The following is an 18823-nucleotide window of genomic DNA, read 5'->3' as shown; positions in this document are numbered from 1 at the left end:
CGGGCGTCGGGACCGGAGCCGGCGCCGCTGCCGGCGCTCCCCCGAGCGCGCGGTCGCGGCTGTCGGGCCGCACCGTCTGATCGCCCGTGCCGGGACGGTCAGAGGGTGACGACCGTCGCCTCGGTCGCCTTGACGCTGGTCCAGACGGACACCCCGTCGGCGAGGCCGAGTTCGGCGGCGGCCTGCGGGGTGATCTCGGCGACGAGGTCGGGGGCGGCGTCGGAGGTGACCAGGACCCGCAGCCGGCTGCCGCTCGCGGTGATCTCGCGTACGGTTCCGGGCCAGACGTTACGGGGGCTGCCTGCGGGCTTCTCGCGGTGGACGGACACCGCCTCGGGCGCCACGATCGCGAGCGCCGGGGTGCCGGCCGGCGGCGGATCCGCCGCGACCAGGGTGCCGCCGTCCTCCAGCGCGAGGCCGTCCGGAGTGGCGGTGCCGGGCCAGGCGTTGCGGCCGAGCATGCGCGCCACCCAGGGGGAGCGCGGGTGGCGCGTCACCTCGGCGGGGCTGTCGTCCTGGAGCGCACGGCCCTCGTCGAGGACGAGGACGCGGTCGGCGAGCGAGACGGCCTCGACGGGGTCGTGCGTCACGATGAGGCAGACACCGCCGAACCGCGTGAGGTGGGTGCGCAGCGTGTGGCGTACATGGCCGCGGGTGGTCTGGTCGAGGGCCGCGAGTGGCTCGTCGAGGACGAGGAGCCGCGGGCGGGCGGCGAGCGCCCGGGCGAGCGCGACCCGCTGGGCCTGACCGCCGGACAACTGGCCGGGCCGACGATGGGCGAGGTGGCCGACGCCGAGCAGGTCGAGCCAGCGCTGCGCCTCGCGCCGCGCCGCCGCGCGGGCGACACCCTGCGCCCTCAGGCCGTACGCCGTGTTGGCGAGCGCCGACAGGTGCGGGAAGAGGGCGCCGTCCTGCGGCACCCACGCGACGCGCCGCCGGTGCGGCGGCAGGCCGGTGACGTCGGTGCCGCCGAGGGTGAGGTCCGCGTGCGCCCGGGGGGTGAGGCCCAGGAGGGCCCGGAGCAGTGTGGTCTTCCCGGCGCCGTTGGGGCCGACGACGGCGATGGTGGTGCCCGGTTCGGCGTCGAGGGTGAGGCGGGTGAAGCCGGTGACCTCGGCATGCAGGGACCAGCGCCCCCCGGCCACGTCCGTCTCGGGGGACGGAGAGGGGGAGGGGGAGTCGGACGACGGCTCCGCGAAGGCCGGCTCGGCCGCTGTGCCGGCGGCGGGTTCGGGGGCGGGCCGGGACCTCCGCTCGACGGGGGTGCCGGTCCAGCGTCCGCGCAGGGCGATGAGCACACCCATGGCGATGGCGAGCAGGAGCAGGGAGACGGAGGTGGCCGCCTCGGGTTCGTCCTGGAGCAGCAGGTAGACCTGGAGGGGAAGGGTCTGGGTGGTGCCGGGGAGATTGCCGGCGAAGGTGATGGTCGCGCCGAACTCGCCCAGCGCCCGCGCCCAGGTGAGGGCGGCTCCGGCGACGACGCCTGGGGCCACCATCGGCAGCGTGACGGTGAAGAACACCCGCACCGGCGAGGCGCCGAGCGAGGCGGCCGTCTCCTCGTACCGCGGCCGCAGTCCGCCGAGCGCGCCCTCCAGGCTGATGACCAGGAACGGCATGGCGACGAACGTGGCCGCGAGGACGGCACCCGAGGTGTGGAACGGGAGGGTGATCCCGAACGTCGACTCCAGCCACGGCCCGAGGAGACCGCGCCGGCCGAAGGCGAGGAGCAGCGCGACACCGCCGACGGTGGGCGGCAGGACCATGGGCAGCAGCACGAGCGAGCGCACGAGCGCCTTGCCGGGGAACCGCACGCGGGCGAGCAGCCACGCCAGGGGCACCCCGAGCAGCAGCGAGAGCCCGAGCGCCCAGAAGGAGACGAGCAGGGAGAGCTTCAGAGCCTGGACGGTGCCCGGTGAGCTCAGATGCCCGGCGAGCTCGCCCCATTCGGTCCGTACGAGGATCCCGATCAGGGGCATCGTCAGGAACGCCACGGCCAGCAACGCGGGCACGATCAGTGTCAGCGGCGGACGGGCACCCGTCCTACGCGTGCCTGTTTCTTTCATCGAGCGACCCCGCAGAGATGGAGACATGAGGACGAGGGGCTGTCCGTTCCCCCGAGACGGACAGCCCCTCGCGATCCGAACGACCCTGGACGTTACGGCTTCTGGAAGCCCGCGTCCTGGAGGATCTTCTGGCCCTCCGGCGAGGACAGCCAGGCGACGAACGCGGCGGCGGCCTCGGCGTTCTTCGAGTCCTTCAGCGTGGCGGCCGGGTACTGCGCGATCGCGTTCTGCGCGTCGGGGATCTCGACGGCCGCGACCTTGTCCTTGGCGCTCTCGGCGTCGGTCTTGTAGACGAGTCCGGCGTCGGCCTCGCCGAGCTCGACCTTGCTGAGCACCGCGCGGACGTTCGGCTCCTGGGAGACCGGCTTCACGGTGATCTTCTGGGCGTCGAGGACCTTCTTGCTGTACTTGCCGGCCGGCACCTCGGGCGCGGCGAGGACGACCTTGAGCTTGGTGTCCGCGAGGTCCTTGAGCTCGTCGACCTTGAAGGGGTTGCCCTTGCCGGTCGCGATGACGAGGCGGTTCTTCGCGATGATCGCCGGGGTGCCGGTGTCGGCCTTCACCTTGTCCATGCTCTTGGTGTCGGCGGTGACCAGGACGTCGGCGGGGGAGCCCTGCGCGACCTGGGCGACGAGCTCCTGCGAGCCGGCGAAGGAGAAGGTGACCTTCGTGCCCGGGTGGGACTTCTCGTAGGCGGCGCCGGCCGTCTTGAAGACGTCGGTGAGGGAGGCCGCGGCGAGGACCGTGAGGTTCGCCTGGGGGGCGGCGCTCGCGGAGCCGGAGGCCGTCGAACCGTTGGTGTCGTTCTTGGTGTCGTCGCTCGAACAGGCCGCGAGCGGGACGAGCAGGGCCGCGGTGAGGACGGCGGCGGCCGTACGGCGTCTGGCGGGCGTGAGGGTGAGGGACATGAGGGTCTGATCTCCTTGGGGACGAACGGAAAGTGCGGTGGGAGGCCGGCCGCGCCGACGGCCGAAGTTCCTGCGGTACTGCGTGAGGGGTGGTCAGGTGCGGTCGATGTGCACGCTGGTCGATTTCACGCGGGCGGTGGCCTGCATGCCGACTTCCAGTCCCAGCTCCTCCACGGCCTCACGGGTGAGGAGGGAGACCAGGCGGTGCGGTCCGGCCTGGATGGTGACCTGGGCCGCGATGTCACCGAGCCTGATCCCGGTCACGATGCCCGGGAAGGCGTTGCGCGCCGAGGTGTAGGACGCGTCGTCGTCGCCGCTCTGGGCGATCTCCATGGAGAACGCGGCGAGCGACTTGCCGTCGATGACGCGCCGGCCGCTCTCGTCGCGGTGGGTCGCGACCCGGCCGGCGTCCGCCCAGCGCCGCGCGGTGTCGGGGCTCACGCCCAGCAACCGTGCGGCCTGCCCGATCGTGTAGGACTGCATGTGCCACACCGTAGGGCGCTCTGCCTCTCATCTGCAACAAGCCCGTACGACCCTCCATCGCGAATGAGAGGGCGCTCGGAGGAAAGTACGAGGGGAAGCGGGGAGACCGCCGAGGCTCGTGAAGATCCTCCATCCCCGAGCGTCCGTTCCTGGGGGAACATCCGAGAGGTATTTCGTCGCCCTGGCTTGGCATCTACGATGATGCGTCTCGCATTCGCCTGGTGAATGTGAAGGGCGGACCTCGTCCGTGAGCACACAAGGAGTTCCCCATGCAGGTCGATCACCTTCTACGCCTCGACCGTCTCGACCTCTCCCTCGTCTGGGGAGACGAGGCGCTGCTGGGCCAGGAGATCGGCGGCGTGACGGCGACCGATCTCGAGGACCCGGCGAGGTTTCTCCAGGCGGGTGAGATCGTGCTCAGCGGCCTCGTCTGGTGGGCGCGCGACGGCGATCCGGCCAAGACCGAACGGTTCGTCTCCGCCCTGCGCGAGGCCGGCGCGGTGGCCCTGCTCGCCGGGGAGGAGACCCACGGCGAGGTGCCCGCCGAGCTCGCGGACGCCTGCCGCAGCCACCGGATCGCCCTGCTCGCCGTCCCGGCGCACACCAGCTTCCGGGCGATCACCGAGGCCGTCTACCTGCGGCAGTGGGGCGAGCTCAGCCGTCGCCCCACGGACCACTACGCGCTGCCGGAGAACGTCCGCGTCGACCTCGACCGAGCCCTGGAACGCGGCGCGGCGGCGGCCGAACTGCTCGACCTCGCCTTCGCCCACCTCGGCACGCCCGCCTGCCACCTGCTCACCGGCAGCGGGCGGACGGTCGCCCGGACCGCGACGGCGCCGGAACTCCCGGCGCGGCGCGCCGTGGAGGCGCTGCGCGGCCGGCACGGCACGAGCGTGCGGATCGAGGCCGACGACAGCGTCTTCGACACCTGGTACCTGCACCTGCCGGAGGACGACCACGTGCCGCCCCGGATCCTGCACGAGATCGGCGAGCTGGTCGGCCGTCACCGCCGCCGCCAGGACCGGCGGACCGCACCCCGCAGAGAGGCTCACGAGGAGCTCGTGACCCGGGTGAGCGCGGCGTACGGGGAGGTGAACGCGCTGGAGGAGGCGCTCCGTTCGTGCGGCCTCGCCGACGCCCCGGCGTACACCGTGGTCGTCGCGTCCTCGGGAAACTCGGAGGACCGGGGCGACGCCGCCGCGGCCCTCACCGAGGCGCTGCGCCACCAGAGGGCGGTCGCGTTCGCCGCCGCCGGCCGCGCGGAGGGGGAAGCCGTCGCGGTGCTCGCGCACGAGCCGGACCCGGGCGGGCAGGTGGCGGCACGGCTCCGCGAGGTGTGGCCGCTGCTCCACGCCTGCCGCCCCGGCGCCGCCCTGCACGCCGGCGTCAGCGACCCCGTCCGCAGGCCCGCCGACCTCAGGGGCGCCCTCGCCCAGGCCCGCTACGCCCTCGCCGGCGCCCGCTCGACGGCACCGGCGGCGGGGGTGGCACGCCTGGGAGACCTCGCCGACCTCAGGACGCTCCTCGCCGGCATCCCCGCCGACGTGCGGGCGGTGTACCTGGACACCGTCCTCGGCCCGCTCCTGCGCGCCGGCCGGAGCTCGAACGCGACCCTCCTGGAGACCCTGGAGGTCTTCCTGGCGCACAACTGCTCCTGGGCCAGGACCGCGGAGGCCCTGCACCTGCACGTGAACACCGTCCACTACCGCATCGACCGCATCCAGGCCCTGACCGGCCGGGACCTCTCCCGCCTGGACCACAAACTCGACCTGAGGGCGGCCCTGCTCTGCCGCTGAGAGGGAGGTCGGTGTTCCGCCCCGAGGGAGGCGCGGGACGGGGAGGCGGAGGTCTCAGGGAAGGTCGATGTGCACGCTGGTCGACTTCACGCGCGCGGTGACCGTGACACCGACCTCCAGAGCCAGCTCCTCGACGGCCTCGCGCGTCACCAGCGACACCAGACGGTGCGGCCCGGACTGGACCTCGACCTGCGCCGCGACGTCGTCGACCCGTACCGCGGTCACGATCCCGACGAACGAGTTCCGCACGGACGTCGGCACGTCGTCCTCGGGCACGGCGTGCAGCCCCGCCCCGCGCTCCGCCGCGAAGCGGGCCAGCGCCACCCCGTCGATCGTGCGCTTGCCGGAACCGTCGCGTTCCATGCCGAGCTTGCCGCCGTCCGCCCACCGGCGAACGGTCTCCGAACTCACTCCGAGCAGCTGCGCGGCCTGCCCAATGCTGTACGACGGCACACCGGCACTCTAGGCCACGGCCCCCGGACCCACGCGTCCGGCCGCGACGCCGCCGCCGCGATGGTCGCGGGCGGCGCACGCGCCCGGCACGGGGACTCACGGGGCCGCGGCCCGCTTCCGGGTCGCGGCCAGCTGCCCCTCCGCCCGGCCCAGGAGCGTGTCGAGGACGACCGGATAGGCGCTGTCGTTCATCCGCTCCGCCAGCAGACGCGCCGTGGCGGCGATGTGCGGATGGGTCTCGGCGGGCAGCCGGGCATAGGTGGAGGTCCACATGTGCTCGTCGGCCTCCCTGACCTCGTCCTTGATGGCCAGCGCGCCCGCGTCCAGGGCGGCGAAGGCCAGCGCCAGGTCGATGAAGGCGTGGTACACCCCGACGGCGTCCGCGTCGCCGAAGCCCGCACCGCGCAGGATCCCGAGGATCGTCTCGTCCACCTCGATCTCCCGGGGACGGCCGGTGACGCGGCTCGCCGTCAGCAGCGCGGCCTGGGGGTGGGCGAGGTAGGAGGCGTGGACGGCCAGGCCCAGGGACCGCAGGTCGGCACGCCACTCCCCGGTGGCCGTCCAGCTGTCCAGCGCCCGCCCCATCAGCTCCTCGCCGATGGCCCTGGTCAGACCGTCCAGGCCGGCGAAGTAGCGGTACACGGTGCTCGGGTCGGCACCGAGGGCGGCCCCGAGCCGGCGCGCGGTGAGTCCGGCACCGCCGTGCTCCCGCAGCATCCGCAGCGCGGTCTCCACGATCAGCTTCTCCGACAGGACGGTGCCCTGCCGGGTCGGCCGCCGTCTGCGCCGTTCCCCCTCCGGAACCACCTTCTTCGGCATCGCGCCACCACCTCGCCGTCCTTATGCCAACGCTGTAGACCTTAACGGTCAGGGTCGTGTTCGATCGAGGTGTTCCCGGGCATTCATCACCGGGAAGGACTCGACGACAGGGTGTGTGACATGCGTGTACTTCTCGTGGGTGCGGGCGGCGTCGGAACCGCCGTCACCCGTATCGCGGCTCGCCGTGACTTCCTGACCCACATGGTCGTCGCCGATTACGACCCGGCCCGCGCCGAGGCCGCCGTCGCCGCGCTCGACGACCGGGCGGGCAGGTTCAGCGCGCGCCGCATCGACGCCTCCGACGAGGCCGCGGTCCGTGGCCTCCTCGCCGAGGAGAACTGCGACGTCCTGCTGAACGCGACCGACCCCAGGTTCGTGATGCCGCTGTTCGACGCGGCGCTCGCCGCGGGCGCGCACTACGTCGACATGGCGATGTCGCTGTCCGTGCCCCACCCGACCTCCCCCTACGAGCAGTGCGGGGTCAAGCTGGGCGACGAGCAGTTCGCCCGGGCCGACGACTGGGAGAAGGCCGGCCGCCTCGCCCTGGTCGGCATGGGTGTCGAGCCGGGCCTCTCGGACGTGTTCGCACGCTACGCGGCCGATGAACTCTTCGACGAGATCGAGGAGCTCGGCGTCCGCGACGGCGCGAACCTCACCGTCGAGGGCTACGACTTCGCCCCCTCCTTCAGCATCTGGACCACCATCGAGGAATGCCTCAACCCGCCCGTGATCTACGAGAAGGACCGCGGCTGGTTCACCACGGCGCCCTTCAGCGAGCCGGAGGTCTTCGACTTCCCCGAGGGCATCGGCCCGGTCGAGTGCGTGAACGTGGAGCACGAGGAGGTCCTGCTCATGCCCCGCTGGGTCGACGCGCGCCGGGTGACGTTCAAGTACGGCCTCGGCGACGACTTCATCGCCAAGCTCAAGACCCTCCACGAGCTGGGTCTCGACTCCACGGCGAAGGTCACCGTCCCCGGCGCGGACGGGCCGGTCGAGGTCTCGCCGCGCGACGTGGTCGCCGCCTGCCTGCCCGACCCGGCCACGCTCGGCGACCGCATGAAGGGCAAGACCTGCGCGGGTACGTGGGTCAAGGGAACCAAGGACGGCGCGGCGCGCGAGGTGTACCTCTACCACGTCGTCGACAACGAGTGGACGATGCGCGAGTACGGCTCCCAGGCGGTCGTCTGGCAGACCGCCCTCAACCCGGTGATCGCCCTGGAACTGATCGCCGCGGGCACATGGAAGGCGAGCGGAGTCCTCGGCCCGGAAGCCCTGCCGCCCCGCCCGTTCCTCGACCTTCTCGGCGCGTACGGATCCCCGTGGGGGCTGCGCGAGGAGATCTGAGCGGGCCGCCCCGTGGGCTGTCGTGGCGGGACGGGCTTCGTGCCGCGGTCTCCGCCGCCGGGGCCGCCACACCGAGGGGAGCGTCGGTCGGCGTCGGGCCTTCAGGGTCCACTGAGCGGATGGCCCGTCCAGCAGGACGGCCTGGTTCCGGGAGGGAGTCCCGGGCGACCCGGACCCGTGACACGGGAGCCCCGGCCCGAGTGCGGGCCGGGGCTCGGTCGTGCGGAGCGAAGGTCACGTCGGCGTTCCGCCGGCCGGGAAGCGGCGCTGCTCGCCGTCGGCGGTGGGGGTGCCACCACCCGGGAACCGGGCCTCCTCGGTGGCGGTGGGAGTACCGCCGCCAGGGAATCGGGCCGCCTCTGTGGCGTTCGGGGTGCCGCCTCCCGGGAACTTCCGGAAGGCCGCGAAGGCGGCCGCGATCACGGCGGGCGCGATGAGCGCCTTCGCTGTCGTGCGGAGAGCGGACTTGGCCGGGGGCATGTCGGTCCTCCAGGTGGTGGGGGCGGCCGGTCGGGCCGTACTGACATACCTCAGTCTGCTCAGGAGCCTGTCCCGGACGCCTGATCCTCAGGTCCCACATGTGTCCCGGCTTGCCCGCAGGGCATGACCGCCCGCACGAGCGTGCCCGCACCCGTGTCGACCAGCTCGAACGAGCCGCCGAGCTCCTCGGCCCGCTCGGCCATCGAGCAGAGCCCGACGCCCTCGCCGCGCTCCGCCGGGATGCCGTCCCCGTTGTCACGGATCTCGACGGTCACCGCCTCGCCCGCCAGGACCACCGTCGCCTCGGCCCGGTCGGCGTGCGCGTGGCGGACCGTGTTGTTCAGCGCCTCGGCCGCGATCCGGTAGACGGCGACCTCCACCGCCGCCGGAAGCCGGGGGAAGGGCTCCGGGCACAGCCCCACCGTGATCCGCACCGTGCGGCCCAGCTGCTCGGCGAGCCGCTCGAGCGCCCGCGGCAGATCGGCGGTGTCGAGGGCGGCCGGAGCCAGACCGACGGTGATCCGGCGCAGTTCGTCGATGGCCCGCCCGATGCCCTCGGAGACGGCGGTCAGCGAGCGCAGCGCCGTGGGCTCGGCCGGTATGGCCGACCTGACGGCGTCGACCTGGAGCCGCAGCCCCGAGAGCGCGGGACCGAGACCGTCGTGCAGGTCGTGCCGGAGGCGCCGCCGCTCCTCCTCCCGGGCCAGGACGATCTGCTCGCGGCTCGTCTGCAGCTCCTCGTAGAGCCGCAGGGAGGCGACGGCCGGCGCGCTGTGGTCCGCGAGGAGGCGCACCGCCTCGCGGTCCTGGTGGTCGAGGGCGAGCTCACCGTGGCGCGGCGGGACCATGAGGTGGCCGATGACGTCCCCCTGGTACACCAGCGGGAACTCCTCCTGGCCGATGCCCGGGTCGCCCTTGCGGACCAGCTCGCGCGTCCCGTGCCGGGTGCTGATGACGAGGCGCGCCCCGGGCAGCCGCAGCGTGTGGACCACCGTGTCGCACAGCAGCCGCGGCATGTCGCCGGGATCGAGGGCGTGCCCCAGTCGGTCGGCGAGCTGGCGCACCGCCTGGTAGGGCTGGGCGCGCTCGCCGTAGTAGTAGCGGTCGACCATCCGCGAGGCCCAGCGGGAGGTGGGGCGCAGCAGCACGCCCACGAGCAGGGCGGCGGAGGCGATCAGCGCGGACTTCGGCGTCGTGGTGCCCGGCGCGAAGTACGACAGGACGAAGCCGCCGCCCACGTACGCCATGAACAGCACGAAGGTGAGGACGAAACTGGTCAGGATCCGCCGCCCCGCCCGGTCGAGGGCCCAGGTCCGCTCCCGGGCGTGGAGGTAGCCGAGCGTCGCGGGCCAGGCGGCCGCGGCGACGTAGAACGCGATGACGGTGAACCCCTCGGGGGCGTCCGCGAACCGCTGCACGTACAGCACGGTGATCCACAGCCCGTACGGGATCACGAGGACCGCGTACGTCCGCTCCCGCTTCGGCGTGCGGTGCCAGCGGGCGGCCATGAGGAGGACGGAGAGGGCGACCAGGGCCGGCGGCACCCACAGGGTGGCGGTGTCCATCCAGGGGGTCAGCAGGTCCTCCAGCCAGGTCCAGGCGCCGCCCGTGAGAGGGGTGGGCCGCCCGTAGTACACGAAACCGGGGTGGGCGAAGGCGTAGAACTGCTGGAGGGCGCTCCACGCCGCGACCACCGCCACGTAGGCGCGGCCCCAGACGGCAGGCAGCCGTCCCCCGGGCAGCCACAGGGGGAGCGGGAAGATGACGACGCCGAGGAGGGTGTACGCGAAGAGGGCGAAGAGCAGCACGGCGGCGAAGGCCCCGGCACCGACCCCGGCGACCACGGCCACCAGGGAGAGCGTCTGCGCCAGGGTCAGCGCGCAGCCGGCTCCGAGCAGCAGCCGGCCGAGGGCGCGGGCGGAGCGCCGGGTCGCGAACACCATGCCGGTGAGGGCGAGGCCCAGACCGAGCAGGACGTGGTCGGCGGCCAGATGCAGCCGTACGTGCTGGAGCGCGGGATCGTGCAGCCGGGTGAGGGTGACCCCGGCCCAGACGACACCGGCGAGCATGGTGAGGACGCACACCGCGTAGGCGGGCACCATCTCCGGTCTCAACCGGGGGGCGTCCCGGGCCTCTCGACGGCCTGCGCGCATATCGGCCTCCTCACCGGCTCGGCGGTGCTTCCCAGGTTCGTGCGCCCGTGGTCCCGGGCGCATGAGCCGCCTGTCCCGGACCGGCCCCCGCTTTGGTCCCGACGGGTCTCAGTTCCCCGCGGTGTCCTCGCCGAGGCCCGCGTCGCGGGCACGGGCGACGGCCTCGGCGCGGGAGGTCACCTGGAGCTTCTCGAAGACGTGCGTGATGTGGTTGCGCACGGTCTTCTCCGACAGGACGAGTTCACGGGCGATGCGCCGGTTGTCGTGGCCGCGGGCGATCAGTTCGAGCACCTCGACCTCACGGGAGGTCAGCGCGGGGAAGAGCTGCTCCGCGTCCCGCTGCCGGCTCCCGGAGAGCAGCGGGGAGAGCCTGGCGGCGATCTCGGATCCGATGACCGCACCCCCGGCGGCGACCGTACGCAGCGCGTGCAGGACCTCGTCCGAGCCCGCGCCCTTGACGACGTAGCCGCGCGCACCGGCCTGGAGCGCCGCGAGGAGACTGGCGTCGTCGTCGGACATCGTGAGGATGAGGACCGGGAGCCCGGAATGGTCCTCGGTGAGCCGGCGGGTGGCCTCGATGCCCGAGATGTCGGGCAGGGAGAGGTCCATGATGACCACGTCCGGCTGGTGTCGGTCGACGGACTCCGGCACCTCGCCACCCGTGGTGGCCTCGGCGACGACCACCGCACCGCCACTGCTCTCCAGGGCGGCTCTCAGCCCCTCACGGAAGAGCGGATGGTCATCGACGATCAGGACGCGGGGCACGGGGCGGTCTTCTTCGCGCACAAGCCGACACTATCAGTAACCATTCGTTACGTACGGTAGTGATCGTGTCCTTCGGAAGGGCAGGGCGCGAACGGGGCGACCATCTCATGCGCTTGGGAGCGAGGGCCACGGATCGTGGCAGGGGCAACCCCTCCCGATCTACGGAGCCCGATCCGTCATGTGCCCCCTCGCATCGGCCTTCACCCCCGGCCTCCGCCGCGGCCTCACCCTCGACCGGTCGCTCCAGGCCGGGCCCCTGCACGTGCCCGTCCAGGTGCGGCTCGGGGCCGGTCCGACGGACGAACTGCCCCTCGCCGTACGGCGGACAGGCGCGGACCGGATCGTCGTCCTCACCGAAGCCTCGCTGCCGGAGGCCCACCTCGACCGGGTGCTGCGCCTCGTGGAGACCGTCGCGCCCGCCGAGGTGCGCAAGCTGCCCGCCTCACCCCGGGACACGGCCGAACCGGGCGTCGTACCCGACGGCGCGGCGGTCGTGGCCCTCGGCGGCGGCCGGGTCGTCCGGGCCGCCGACCGGCTCGCCCGTCCGGACGGGACACGCCCCCCGCTGCTTCGCCTGCCGACCACCCTGCGTGCCATGTCCGACGCGGCGCTCTCCGTCGCGGGCCTGGTCGATCCCGTCGCCGGTCCGCATCCCGCACCCGTCCTGGTCCTGGAGTGGCTCGACTTCCTGGACACCCTGGACACCGGGGCGCTGCGGGCCGGGGTGTGCGCGGTCGTGCGCGATGTGCTCGCGGTCGCCCCCGGATCGTACGACCAGGTGGCCGGCCGGCTCCTGCGCGACGGCCGCTACGCCCCGGAGACCGTCGCCGGGTTCCTCTCCCTGTGCCTGGAGGTCCGCGCCGCGCTGCTGACCTACGACCCGCTGGAGACCGGCCCGGCGGCGGCCCTGCACTACGGCCGGGCCCTGGCGCGGGCCCTGCGCGCGAGCGCCCGCCACGGGACCCTGCCCCACGGCGCCGACGCACTGCTCGGCCTGCTGGTCGCCGCGCGCGTCGCACGCCTCTCCGGGCTCCAGGGCGTCTCCGCCGAACTGGCCCACGCCGAGCTGGTGGAACGGGCGGGCGGCCCCTCCGCCCTGCCTCCCGGGACCGACGCCGAGGACGTGCTCGCGGCACTCCTGTCAGGCTCCGCCGGGCGTCGCCCGCCGCGCCAGCGGGCCGCCCGGACCGGCGCGGACCGCGTACGCCTGGTCCTCCTCGACGACCTGGGCGCCCCGCACCTGGAGCGGGGCCGCGCCCTCACCCCCGTGGACACCGGCATCCTGCGCGCCGCGCTCGAGACCTTCGCACCGGGACACGGGTCGGGACCGGGACTGGGACAAGGGCCGGGACAGGGACCGGGACAGGACCGCGCGCTCATGCCCCTGGGGCGCCAGGCACCCGAGAGTCGATGACAGGACACGACCCCGGGTCGAACAAGAACAGCCGACCCCGAAGTCCCGAACCCCCCGTCCCGAACCGAATGTCTGGAGAACCGACATGCCCAGGATCACCTGGTCGAACCCCACCACCGGCGCACTGCGCCACCGGGGCTACGCCCTCGTCCGCGGCGCCGACCTCGCCGTCGACCCCACCGCCCGGGCCGCGCGGCCGGCCCTCGCCGACGAATGGAACCGGCTGGAACCCGACCGCTACCTCAAGGACGGAGCCACGTTCCGAGAGCGCCGCTACGCCCGCTTCCGGTATCTGCCGCGCACCCGCGCCGTCCAACTCCTCACCCACCGGGCGTACTTCCAGTCGACCGAGGCCAACCGGTACGCGGGCGGCATCCACCGAGAGGTGGCCCCCGTCACCCGGACCTCCGTCGCCAACCCGCTCCTGGGCGAGCTCATCCGCTTCGACTTCTCCCGGTTCCCCGTCGACGAGGAGGCCCTCGACCACCCCTGGGAGGTCGCCTGCCACCAGTTCCGCACCCGGGCCACCGCACGGGAGGCCGGCGAACCCACCCCGGAGGGCATCCACCGGGACGAGATCGACTTCGGCGCCATCCACCTGATGGACCGCGTCAACACGCGCGGCGGCGACTCCCGTGTGCACAGCGAAACGGGAGACGTGATCGCCGAGTTCCGGCTCGAAGACCCCCTCGACACGATGTTCTGGTCCGACCGCGACGTCCTGCACTCCGTCTCGCCCACCGCCCCGGTGGACCCCGGCAGGCCGGCCACCCGGGACATCCTCATCCTCGGCTTCACCTGCTCGCCCGGACTCCGCGCGAGCGACTGAAAGGGAGGCGCGGACGTGACAACGCAAACCCGGGAGACCCGGTCCACCCCGTCCACCCTCACCCCGACCGTGATCCTCTGCCTCGTCTCCGTGTACGTCGTCTGGGGATCCACCTACCTCGCGATCGACTACACCCTGGACACCATGCCGCCCCTGCTCATGACGGGCACCCGCTTCCTCGCGGGCGGCATCGTCCTGGCGGTGTTCCTGCTGGCCCGGAGACACCGGCTGCCGACCCGCCGGCAGTGGCTCAACTGCGCCCTCGTCGGCGGACTCATGCAGGGCGGCTGCGTCGGCGGCATCGCCATCGCCGAGCGGTCCATCTCCAGCGGACTCGCCTCGGTCGGCATCGCCACCGTCCCGGTGTGGACCGCCCTCATGGCAGGCGTCGCGACCCGCCGCTGGCCCAACCGCCTGGAGGTGTACGGCATCTCGCTCGGCCTCGCCGGAGTCGTGCTGCTCGCGCTCGACGGAGGCCTCGGCGGCGGCGCCAAGGGCTCGGCCGTCATCATCGCCGCCGCGATCAGCTGGTCGCTCGGCTCCGTGCTCAGCCAGCACCTCGACCTGCCGCGCGGACCGATGGCCTACGCCGGGGAGATGCTCGCGGGCGGCACCCTCGTCAGCCTCGCCGGACTCCTCGCCGGGGAGCGCGTCGAGCACATGCCGGACACGGCGGCGCTGTGGGCATGGGGCTACCTCGTCGTCTTCGGATCGCTGCTCGCCTACAGCGCGTACATGTACCTGCTGACCGCCGTCCGAACCTCCATCGCCACCAGCTACACCCTGGTCACCCCGGCCGTGGCCGTGCTGCTCGGCGCCTGGATCCTCTCCGAGCGCGTCAGCGTCCTGACCGTGCTCGCCGTGGCGGCGGTCCTGCTCGCCGTCCGGTTCATCTTCCAAGGAAGGAAGCTCCACGATGTGCGCGACACGAACGACCAGTAGGAAGGTCCTCTTCATCGGGGACACCTCCCACTGGAGCCGGCTGGCCGCCGCCCACCTGCGCGACGTCTTCGGCCACGTCTCCCTCGTCCTGTGGGACCACGGCGACCCCCCGCCCCGCGTCCACGAGACCTGGCACGGCGACCACATCTTCTGCTTCAAGGCGGACCTCCTCCTGAAGCCCGAGACCCTCGCACGGGCCGCCGTCAGCGCCCTCAACTTCCACCCGGCCACACCCCGGTTCCGCGGCGTCGGAGGCTACGACTTCGTCCTCCTCGAAGGAGGCACGGAGTTCGGCGCCACCAGCCACCACATCGTGCCCCGCATCGACGCGGGCCCGATCGTCAAGGTCAACCGCTTCCCCATCGCCCCCGGCGAGACCGCGGCCTCGCTCAGCGCCCGCACCGCCGCCCACTGCCTGGTCCTCTTCTACGAGGTGATCGGAATGATCGCGGCAGGACGGGAACTACCCGCCTCCGAAGAACAGTGGGGCGAACGGCTCTACACCAGGGCCATGCTCCACAAGCTCCGCACGACGACCCGGAGGGGGCCGTCATGAAGATCGTCCTCGCCTACTCGGGCGGACTCGACACCTCCCTGGCGCTCGCCTGGCTCCAGCGGACCTACGGCGCCGAGGTCATCGCCTTCTGCGCGGACCTGGGGCAGAGCGAGGACCTCACCGAGGTCCGCTCCCGGGCCGAACGCAACGGCGCGGCCAAGGTGTACGTCGAGGACCTGCGTCACGAGTTCCTCACCCGGTACGCCTTCCGGGCGCTGCGCGCCGACGCCGTCTACGAGGGAAAGTACTTCATGGCCGCCTCGCTGAGCCGGCCCCTGATCGCGAAGCGGCTGGTCGAGATCGCGCGCGCGGAGGGAGCGGAGGCCGTCGCCCACGGCGCCACCGGCAAGGGCAACGACCAGGTCCGGTTCTACGCCGGCATCACCGCCCTCGACCCGGCCATGCGCATCATCTCGCCCGTCCTGGAATGGGACCTGACCACACGCTCCGCCCAGATCGCCTTCGCCCGCGCACACGGCGTCCAGACCCCCGCCTTCACATCGAGCCCGTACAGCCGCGACACCAACCTGTGGGGCAGCAGCGTCGAATGCGGCCCGCTGGACGACGTGCTGCTCGCCCCGCCGGAGGAGGTCTACACGGCGACCGTGCCGCCCGAGTCCGCCCCCGACCGGCCCGAGCTGGTGCGCGTCACCTTCGAGCGGGGGATCCCCACCCACCTCGACGGCGAAGCCCTGGGCCCGGTGCAGCTGGTCGAGCGCCTCGCCGAACGCGCCGGGCGGCACGGCGTCGGCCGGATCGACATCATGGAGAACCGGCTGGTCGGCCTGAAGGTGCGCGGGGTGTACGAGAGCCCCGCGGCCGCGGTCCTCTACGAGGCGCACCGGGAACTGGAGAACCTGGTCCTCGAACGCGACCTGTTCCAGTACAAGGCGGGCATGAGCCGTCGCTACGCCCAGCTCGTCTACGACGCCAAGTGGTTCACGAGGCTCCGCACCTCCCTCGACGCGTTCTTCGAGGACATCGAGGAACACGTCTCCGGCACGGTGACGGTGAAGCTCTACAAAGGCTCGGCCACCACGGTCGGCCGCTCCTCCCCGCATTCGCTGTACCACCCGGACTTCGCCTCGTACGAGGCGGACAACGGCTACGACCAGCGGGCGGGCGATGGATTCTCCTACGTCTGGTCGATGCCCGCCCGGGTGGCGGGCCTGCGCCGAGGAGGCGCGTCATGGACATGAAGCACGCACCGGTGAAGGCCCCTCGGCCGCCGCGGCCCCTGGCCGAGCGCGTACCGGCGAGCCGCCGGGCACCGAGGACCGCGACCCCGCGCCGGTTCCTGATGTGCAGACCCACGCACTTCGACGTCACCTACGCCATCAACCCGTGGATGAGGCCGGAGGAGGGCGCCGACCCGTCGCGTGCCCTGCGGCAGTGGGCCGGGCTGCGCGACCTGTACCGCCGGCTCGGGCACACCGTCCAGGAGATCCGCCCCGACCCGAGGCTGCCGGACATGGTCTTCGCCGCCAACGGGGCCACCGTCATCGGTGGCCGGGTGCTCGGCGCCCGCTTCCGCCACCCGGAGCGGGCCGCGGAAGGACCGGCGTACCTGTCCTGGTTCGCCGAGCAGGCCGCCGACCGAGGCTACGGGACGATCCGCGCCCCGCGCTTCGTCAACGAGGGCGAGGGCGACTACCTGCTCGTGGGCCGGACCATCCTGGCCGGGACCGGCTTCCGCACGGAGCCCCGGGCGCACGAGGAGGCCGAGGAGTTCTTCGGCCTCCCGGTGGTCACCCTCACCCTGGTGGACCCCGCGTACTACCACCTGGACACGGCCCTGAGCGTGCTCTCCGACACCGAGATCATGTACTACCCGCCGGCGTTCTCCGAGGGGAGCCGCGCGCTCCTGGAGACCCTGTACCCCGACGCGGTCCTGGCGGAGGCCGAGGACGCGGCGGCCTTCGGACTCAACGCGCTCTCGGACGGCCGGCACGTGTTGCTGCCGGCGGCCGCGACCCGCCTGGCCGGGGTGCTCGCGGCGCGCGGCTTCGAGCCGATCGGGGTCGATCTGTCCGAGCTCCTGAAGGCGGGTGGCAGCGTGAAGTGCTGCACGTTGGAGCTGCGTCCGGGCTGAGCCCGCCCCCTGCACCACGGAGAAGAGGTTAAGACATGCTCCCCGAGAACGACCGATTCGAGCGGACGGTCCCACCGCCGATCCCCGCGGAACCCACCGCACGCGCGCTCCACCATGCCATGACCGGGGCCGCCGGCCCGGGCGCGACCGGCTGGATCGGCCCGCCGCGGCTCCCGGAGCCCCTGCGGCCGGGCGAGAAGGTGCTGATCCTCGGCGCCGGAGTCGCCGGCCTGACCACGGCGTACGAGCTGAGCCGGCTCGGCTACGACTGCACCGTCCTGGAGGCGGCGCATCGGATCGGCGGACGCAGCCGCACGGTGCGCAGGGGCGACGAGCTGTACGAGATCGACGACCGGTCCGGCGTCCCCGTCCGCACCCACACCTGCGCGTTCGACGACGGGCTGTACCTCGACATGGGCCCGGGCCGCATCCCGTACCACCACCGCAGGGTGCTCTCGTACTGCCGTGCGTTCCAGGTGGAGCTGGAGCCGTACGTCATGGAGACCACGGCCAATCTCGTCCGTCCGCCGCACCTCGCCCACGCCCTGCCCCACCGCCGGGTGGCCAACGACACGCGCGGCCACCTCGCGGCGAAGCTCGCGGAGACGCTGACGACGGACGACGCGTTCACCCGCGAGGTCCGTGATCTGCTGCGGGTGTTCGGGGCGCTCGACGACGACGGCAAGTATTCCGTGGCCCAGCGGTCGGGCCATCTTCACGATCCGGCGGAGGGCGAGCCGTTCCCGGTTCCCGTACCGCCACTGACCTTTGAGGAGCTGATCGAGTCCGGATTCTGGAAGACGCGGTTCTACCAGCCGCTCGACCACCCGTGGCAGCCGTCGATGTTCCAGCCGACCGGCGGCATGGACCGGATCGTCGAGGCGCTGGCACGGCAGGCCCGGCGCGCGGGCGCGGACATCGTGCTCGGCGCCGAGGTGACCGACATCGCCATCACGGCGGGCACGGACCTGCCCCGCGCCCGGGTGACCTACCGCAGGGACGGCAGGACCTTCCGGGCCGAGGCCCGCCACTGCGTGAGCAGCATCCCCGTACCGGTGCTCAGGGGCGTCGGCCGGACCGGTTTCTCGCCGGCGTTCGAGTCCGCCGTCCGGGTCGTCGAGTTCGAGAAGACCTGCAAGGCGGGCTGGCAGGCCAACCGGCGCTTCTGGGAGGACGACGGCGCATGCGTGTACGGGGGCATCAGCTGGACCTCGCACACCATCACGCAGATCTGGTACCCGTCCACGGGCTACTTCTCCGCCACGGGCACGCTGACCGGCGCCTACAACTTCGGCGCGGACGCCGAGTACTTCGGCGGCCTGTCCACCGGCGAACGACTGGCGCTGGCCCGCGCGGGGGCCACCGAACTGCACCCCGAGTTCGCGGACGACACCCTCGTCCCCCAGGACAAGGGCATCACCCTCGCCTGGCACAAGGTCCCCTACCAGCTCGGCGGCTGGCCGGAATGGAACCCGGACCGCGAGGACCACCGCACGGCCTACCGGCAACTCCTCCAGCCCGAGGGCGGTGACGTCTTCTACGTCACCGGCGACCAGATCTCCCCGCTGCCGGGCTGGCAGGAGGGAGCGATGATGTCGGCCCAGTACGTCACCCAGCAGATCCTGGGCGTGATGCCCCGGACGGTCCGGGAGGTGATCACCGTCCCGGACTCCGTCGCCCTCACGCAGGGCCTGGTCTGAGGCGACACGAAGGGTTCCGCACGCCG

The 18823-nt window shown here is 72.8% G+C and carries 17 protein-coding genes; 9 read left to right on the top strand and 8 right to left on the bottom strand.

The genetic code is table 11. The annotated features are described in order from the left end of the window. Positions 1 to 98: 98 nt before the first annotated feature. From IE237_RS07405 to IE237_RS07395, 3 genes are all read right to left on the bottom strand, one after another. On the bottom strand, positions 99 to 2063 hold the full coding sequence (locus tag IE237_RS07405) for an ABC transporter permease (protein WP_189800994.1): 1965 nt from the start codon (positions 2061 to 2063) through the stop codon (positions 99 to 101). A gap of 92 nt (positions 2064 to 2155) precedes the next feature. Further along, a complete protein-coding gene (gene modA / locus IE237_RS07400; protein WP_189800993.1) occupies positions 2156 to 2971 on the bottom strand; it encodes a molybdate ABC transporter substrate-binding protein in 816 nt (271 codons plus the stop codon). 93 nt (positions 2972 to 3064) lie between these two features. Continuing rightward, a complete protein-coding gene (locus IE237_RS07395) occupies positions 3065 to 3454 on the bottom strand; it encodes a TOBE domain-containing protein (RefSeq protein ID WP_189800992.1) in 390 nt (129 codons plus the stop codon). 269 nt (positions 3455 to 3723) lie between these two features. On the opposite strand from IE237_RS07395, the gene IE237_RS07390 reads away from it, so the two are divergent. Further along, the gene (locus tag IE237_RS07390; protein WP_189800991.1) at positions 3724 to 5250 is read left to right on the top strand and encodes a PucR family transcriptional regulator; all 1527 of its coding nucleotides are present in this window, start codon (positions 3724 to 3726) and stop codon (positions 5248 to 5250) included. 54 nt (positions 5251 to 5304) lie between these two features. Here IE237_RS07390 and IE237_RS07385 read toward each other — a convergent pair whose 3' ends face one another. After that, positions 5305 to 5703, bottom strand: coding sequence for a TOBE domain-containing protein (locus IE237_RS07385; protein ID WP_189800990.1), 399 nt, complete (start codon positions 5701 to 5703; stop codon positions 5305 to 5307). A gap of 96 nt (positions 5704 to 5799) precedes the next feature. After that, entirely contained in the window at positions 5800 to 6522 is a 723-nt protein-coding gene (locus tag IE237_RS07380) for a TetR/AcrR family transcriptional regulator (protein WP_189800989.1), read from the bottom strand. Positions 6523 to 6642: 120 nt separating this feature from the next. Between IE237_RS07380 and IE237_RS07375 the strand changes: the two genes are divergently transcribed. Further along, the gene (locus IE237_RS07375) at positions 6643 to 7866 is read left to right on the top strand and encodes a saccharopine dehydrogenase family protein (RefSeq protein ID WP_189800988.1); all 1224 of its coding nucleotides are present in this window, start codon (positions 6643 to 6645) and stop codon (positions 7864 to 7866) included. A 234-nt stretch (positions 7867 to 8100) separates the two neighbouring features. Here the strand turns inward: IE237_RS07375 and IE237_RS07370 are convergent, their stop codons facing one another. From IE237_RS07370 to IE237_RS07360, 3 genes are all read right to left on the bottom strand, one after another. After that, on the bottom strand, positions 8101 to 8346 hold the full coding sequence (locus tag IE237_RS07370) for a hypothetical protein (protein ID WP_189800987.1): 246 nt from the start codon (positions 8344 to 8346) through the stop codon (positions 8101 to 8103). Between the two features lie 59 nt (positions 8347 to 8405). Then, positions 8406 to 10499, bottom strand: a complete 2094-nt coding sequence (locus IE237_RS07365) for a histidine kinase (protein ID WP_189800986.1) — start codon at positions 10497 to 10499, stop codon at positions 8406 to 8408. Between the two features lie 108 nt (positions 10500 to 10607). Continuing rightward, positions 10608 to 11285 (bottom strand): response regulator transcription factor, encoded by a 678-nt coding sequence (locus tag IE237_RS07360; RefSeq protein ID WP_189800985.1) that lies wholly within the window; start codon positions 11283 to 11285, stop codon positions 10608 to 10610. Between the two features lie 157 nt (positions 11286 to 11442). Here IE237_RS07360 and IE237_RS07355 point away from each other — a divergent pair, with 157 nt between their 5' ends. The 7 genes from IE237_RS07355 (at position 11443) to IE237_RS07325 (ending at position 18797) form a co-directional block, all read left to right on the top strand. Next, positions 11443 to 12678, top strand: a complete 1236-nt coding sequence (locus tag IE237_RS07355; protein WP_189800984.1) for a 3-dehydroquinate synthase family protein — start codon at positions 11443 to 11445, stop codon at positions 12676 to 12678. Between the two features lie 85 nt (positions 12679 to 12763). Then, a complete protein-coding gene (locus IE237_RS07350) occupies positions 12764 to 13507 on the top strand; it encodes a 2OG-Fe dioxygenase family protein (RefSeq protein ID WP_189800983.1) in 744 nt (247 codons plus the stop codon). A gap of 15 nt (positions 13508 to 13522) precedes the next feature. Further along, on the top strand, positions 13523 to 14449 hold the full coding sequence (gene yedA, locus IE237_RS07345; RefSeq protein WP_189800982.1) for a drug/metabolite exporter YedA: 927 nt from the start codon (positions 13523 to 13525) through the stop codon (positions 14447 to 14449). Then, the gene (locus IE237_RS07340) at positions 14424 to 15005 is read left to right on the top strand and encodes a formyltransferase family protein (protein WP_189800981.1); all 582 of its coding nucleotides are present in this window, start codon (positions 14424 to 14426) and stop codon (positions 15003 to 15005) included. The genes yedA and IE237_RS07340 overlap by 26 nt, the downstream gene beginning before the upstream one ends. After that, a complete protein-coding gene (locus IE237_RS07335) occupies positions 15002 to 16204 on the top strand; it encodes an argininosuccinate synthase (protein ID WP_189800980.1) in 1203 nt (400 codons plus the stop codon). The genes IE237_RS07340 and IE237_RS07335 overlap by 4 nt, the downstream gene beginning before the upstream one ends. Beyond that, complete coding sequence (ddaH, locus tag IE237_RS07330; protein ID WP_189801601.1) at positions 16201 to 17097, top strand: dimethylargininase; 897 nt, start codon at positions 16201 to 16203, stop codon at positions 17095 to 17097. Before IE237_RS07335 ends, ddaH begins: the two co-directional genes overlap by 4 nt. 35 nt (positions 17098 to 17132) lie before the next feature. Beyond that, complete coding sequence (locus tag IE237_RS07325) at positions 17133 to 18797, top strand: flavin monoamine oxidase family protein (protein WP_189800979.1); 1665 nt, start codon at positions 17133 to 17135, stop codon at positions 18795 to 18797. The last annotated feature ends 26 nt before the right edge of the window (positions 18798 to 18823 follow it).

The organism is Streptomyces tanashiensis, assembly GCF_014648895.1.
Taxonomy (GTDB): Bacteria; Actinomycetota; Actinomycetes; order Streptomycetales; family Streptomycetaceae; genus Streptomyces; species Streptomyces tanashiensis.
Note: the sequence above shows the minus strand (reverse complement) of the source record. Positions and strands in the feature narration are given on the sequence as shown.

Coding starts and splice junctions, on each gene's coding strand:
- IE237_RS07405 (WP_189800994.1), bottom strand. CDS start 2,063: ATGAAAGAAACAGGCACGCGTAGGACGGGTGCCCGTCCGCCGCTGACA.
- modA (WP_189800993.1), bottom strand. CDS start 2,971: ATGTCCCTCACCCTCACGCCCGCCAGACGCCGTACGGCCGCCGCCGTC.
- IE237_RS07395 (WP_189800992.1), bottom strand. CDS start 3,454: ATGCAGTCCTACACGATCGGGCAGGCCGCACGGTTGCTGGGCGTGAGC.
- IE237_RS07390 (WP_189800991.1), top strand. CDS start 3,724: ATGCAGGTCGATCACCTTCTACGCCTCGACCGTCTCGACCTCTCCCTC.
- IE237_RS07380 (WP_189800989.1), bottom strand. CDS start 6,522: ATGCCGAAGAAGGTGGTTCCGGAGGGGGAACGGCGCAGACGGCGGCCG.
- IE237_RS07375 (WP_189800988.1), top strand. CDS start 6,643: ATGCGTGTACTTCTCGTGGGTGCGGGCGGCGTCGGAACCGCCGTCACC.
- IE237_RS07370 (WP_189800987.1), bottom strand. CDS start 8,346: ATGCCCCCGGCCAAGTCCGCTCTCCGCACGACAGCGAAGGCGCTCATC.
- IE237_RS07365 (WP_189800986.1), bottom strand. CDS start 10,499: ATGCGCGCAGGCCGTCGAGAGGCCCGGGACGCCCCCCGGTTGAGACCG.
- IE237_RS07355 (WP_189800984.1), top strand. CDS start 11,443: ATGTGCCCCCTCGCATCGGCCTTCACCCCCGGCCTCCGCCGCGGCCTC.
- IE237_RS07350 (WP_189800983.1), top strand. CDS start 12,764: ATGCCCAGGATCACCTGGTCGAACCCCACCACCGGCGCACTGCGCCAC.
- IE237_RS07340 (WP_189800981.1), top strand. CDS start 14,424: ATGTGCGCGACACGAACGACCAGTAGGAAGGTCCTCTTCATCGGGGAC.
- IE237_RS07335 (WP_189800980.1), top strand. CDS start 15,002: ATGAAGATCGTCCTCGCCTACTCGGGCGGACTCGACACCTCCCTGGCG.
- ddaH (WP_189801601.1), top strand. CDS start 16,201: ATGAAGCACGCACCGGTGAAGGCCCCTCGGCCGCCGCGGCCCCTGGCC.
- IE237_RS07325 (WP_189800979.1), top strand. CDS start 17,133: ATGCTCCCCGAGAACGACCGATTCGAGCGGACGGTCCCACCGCCGATC.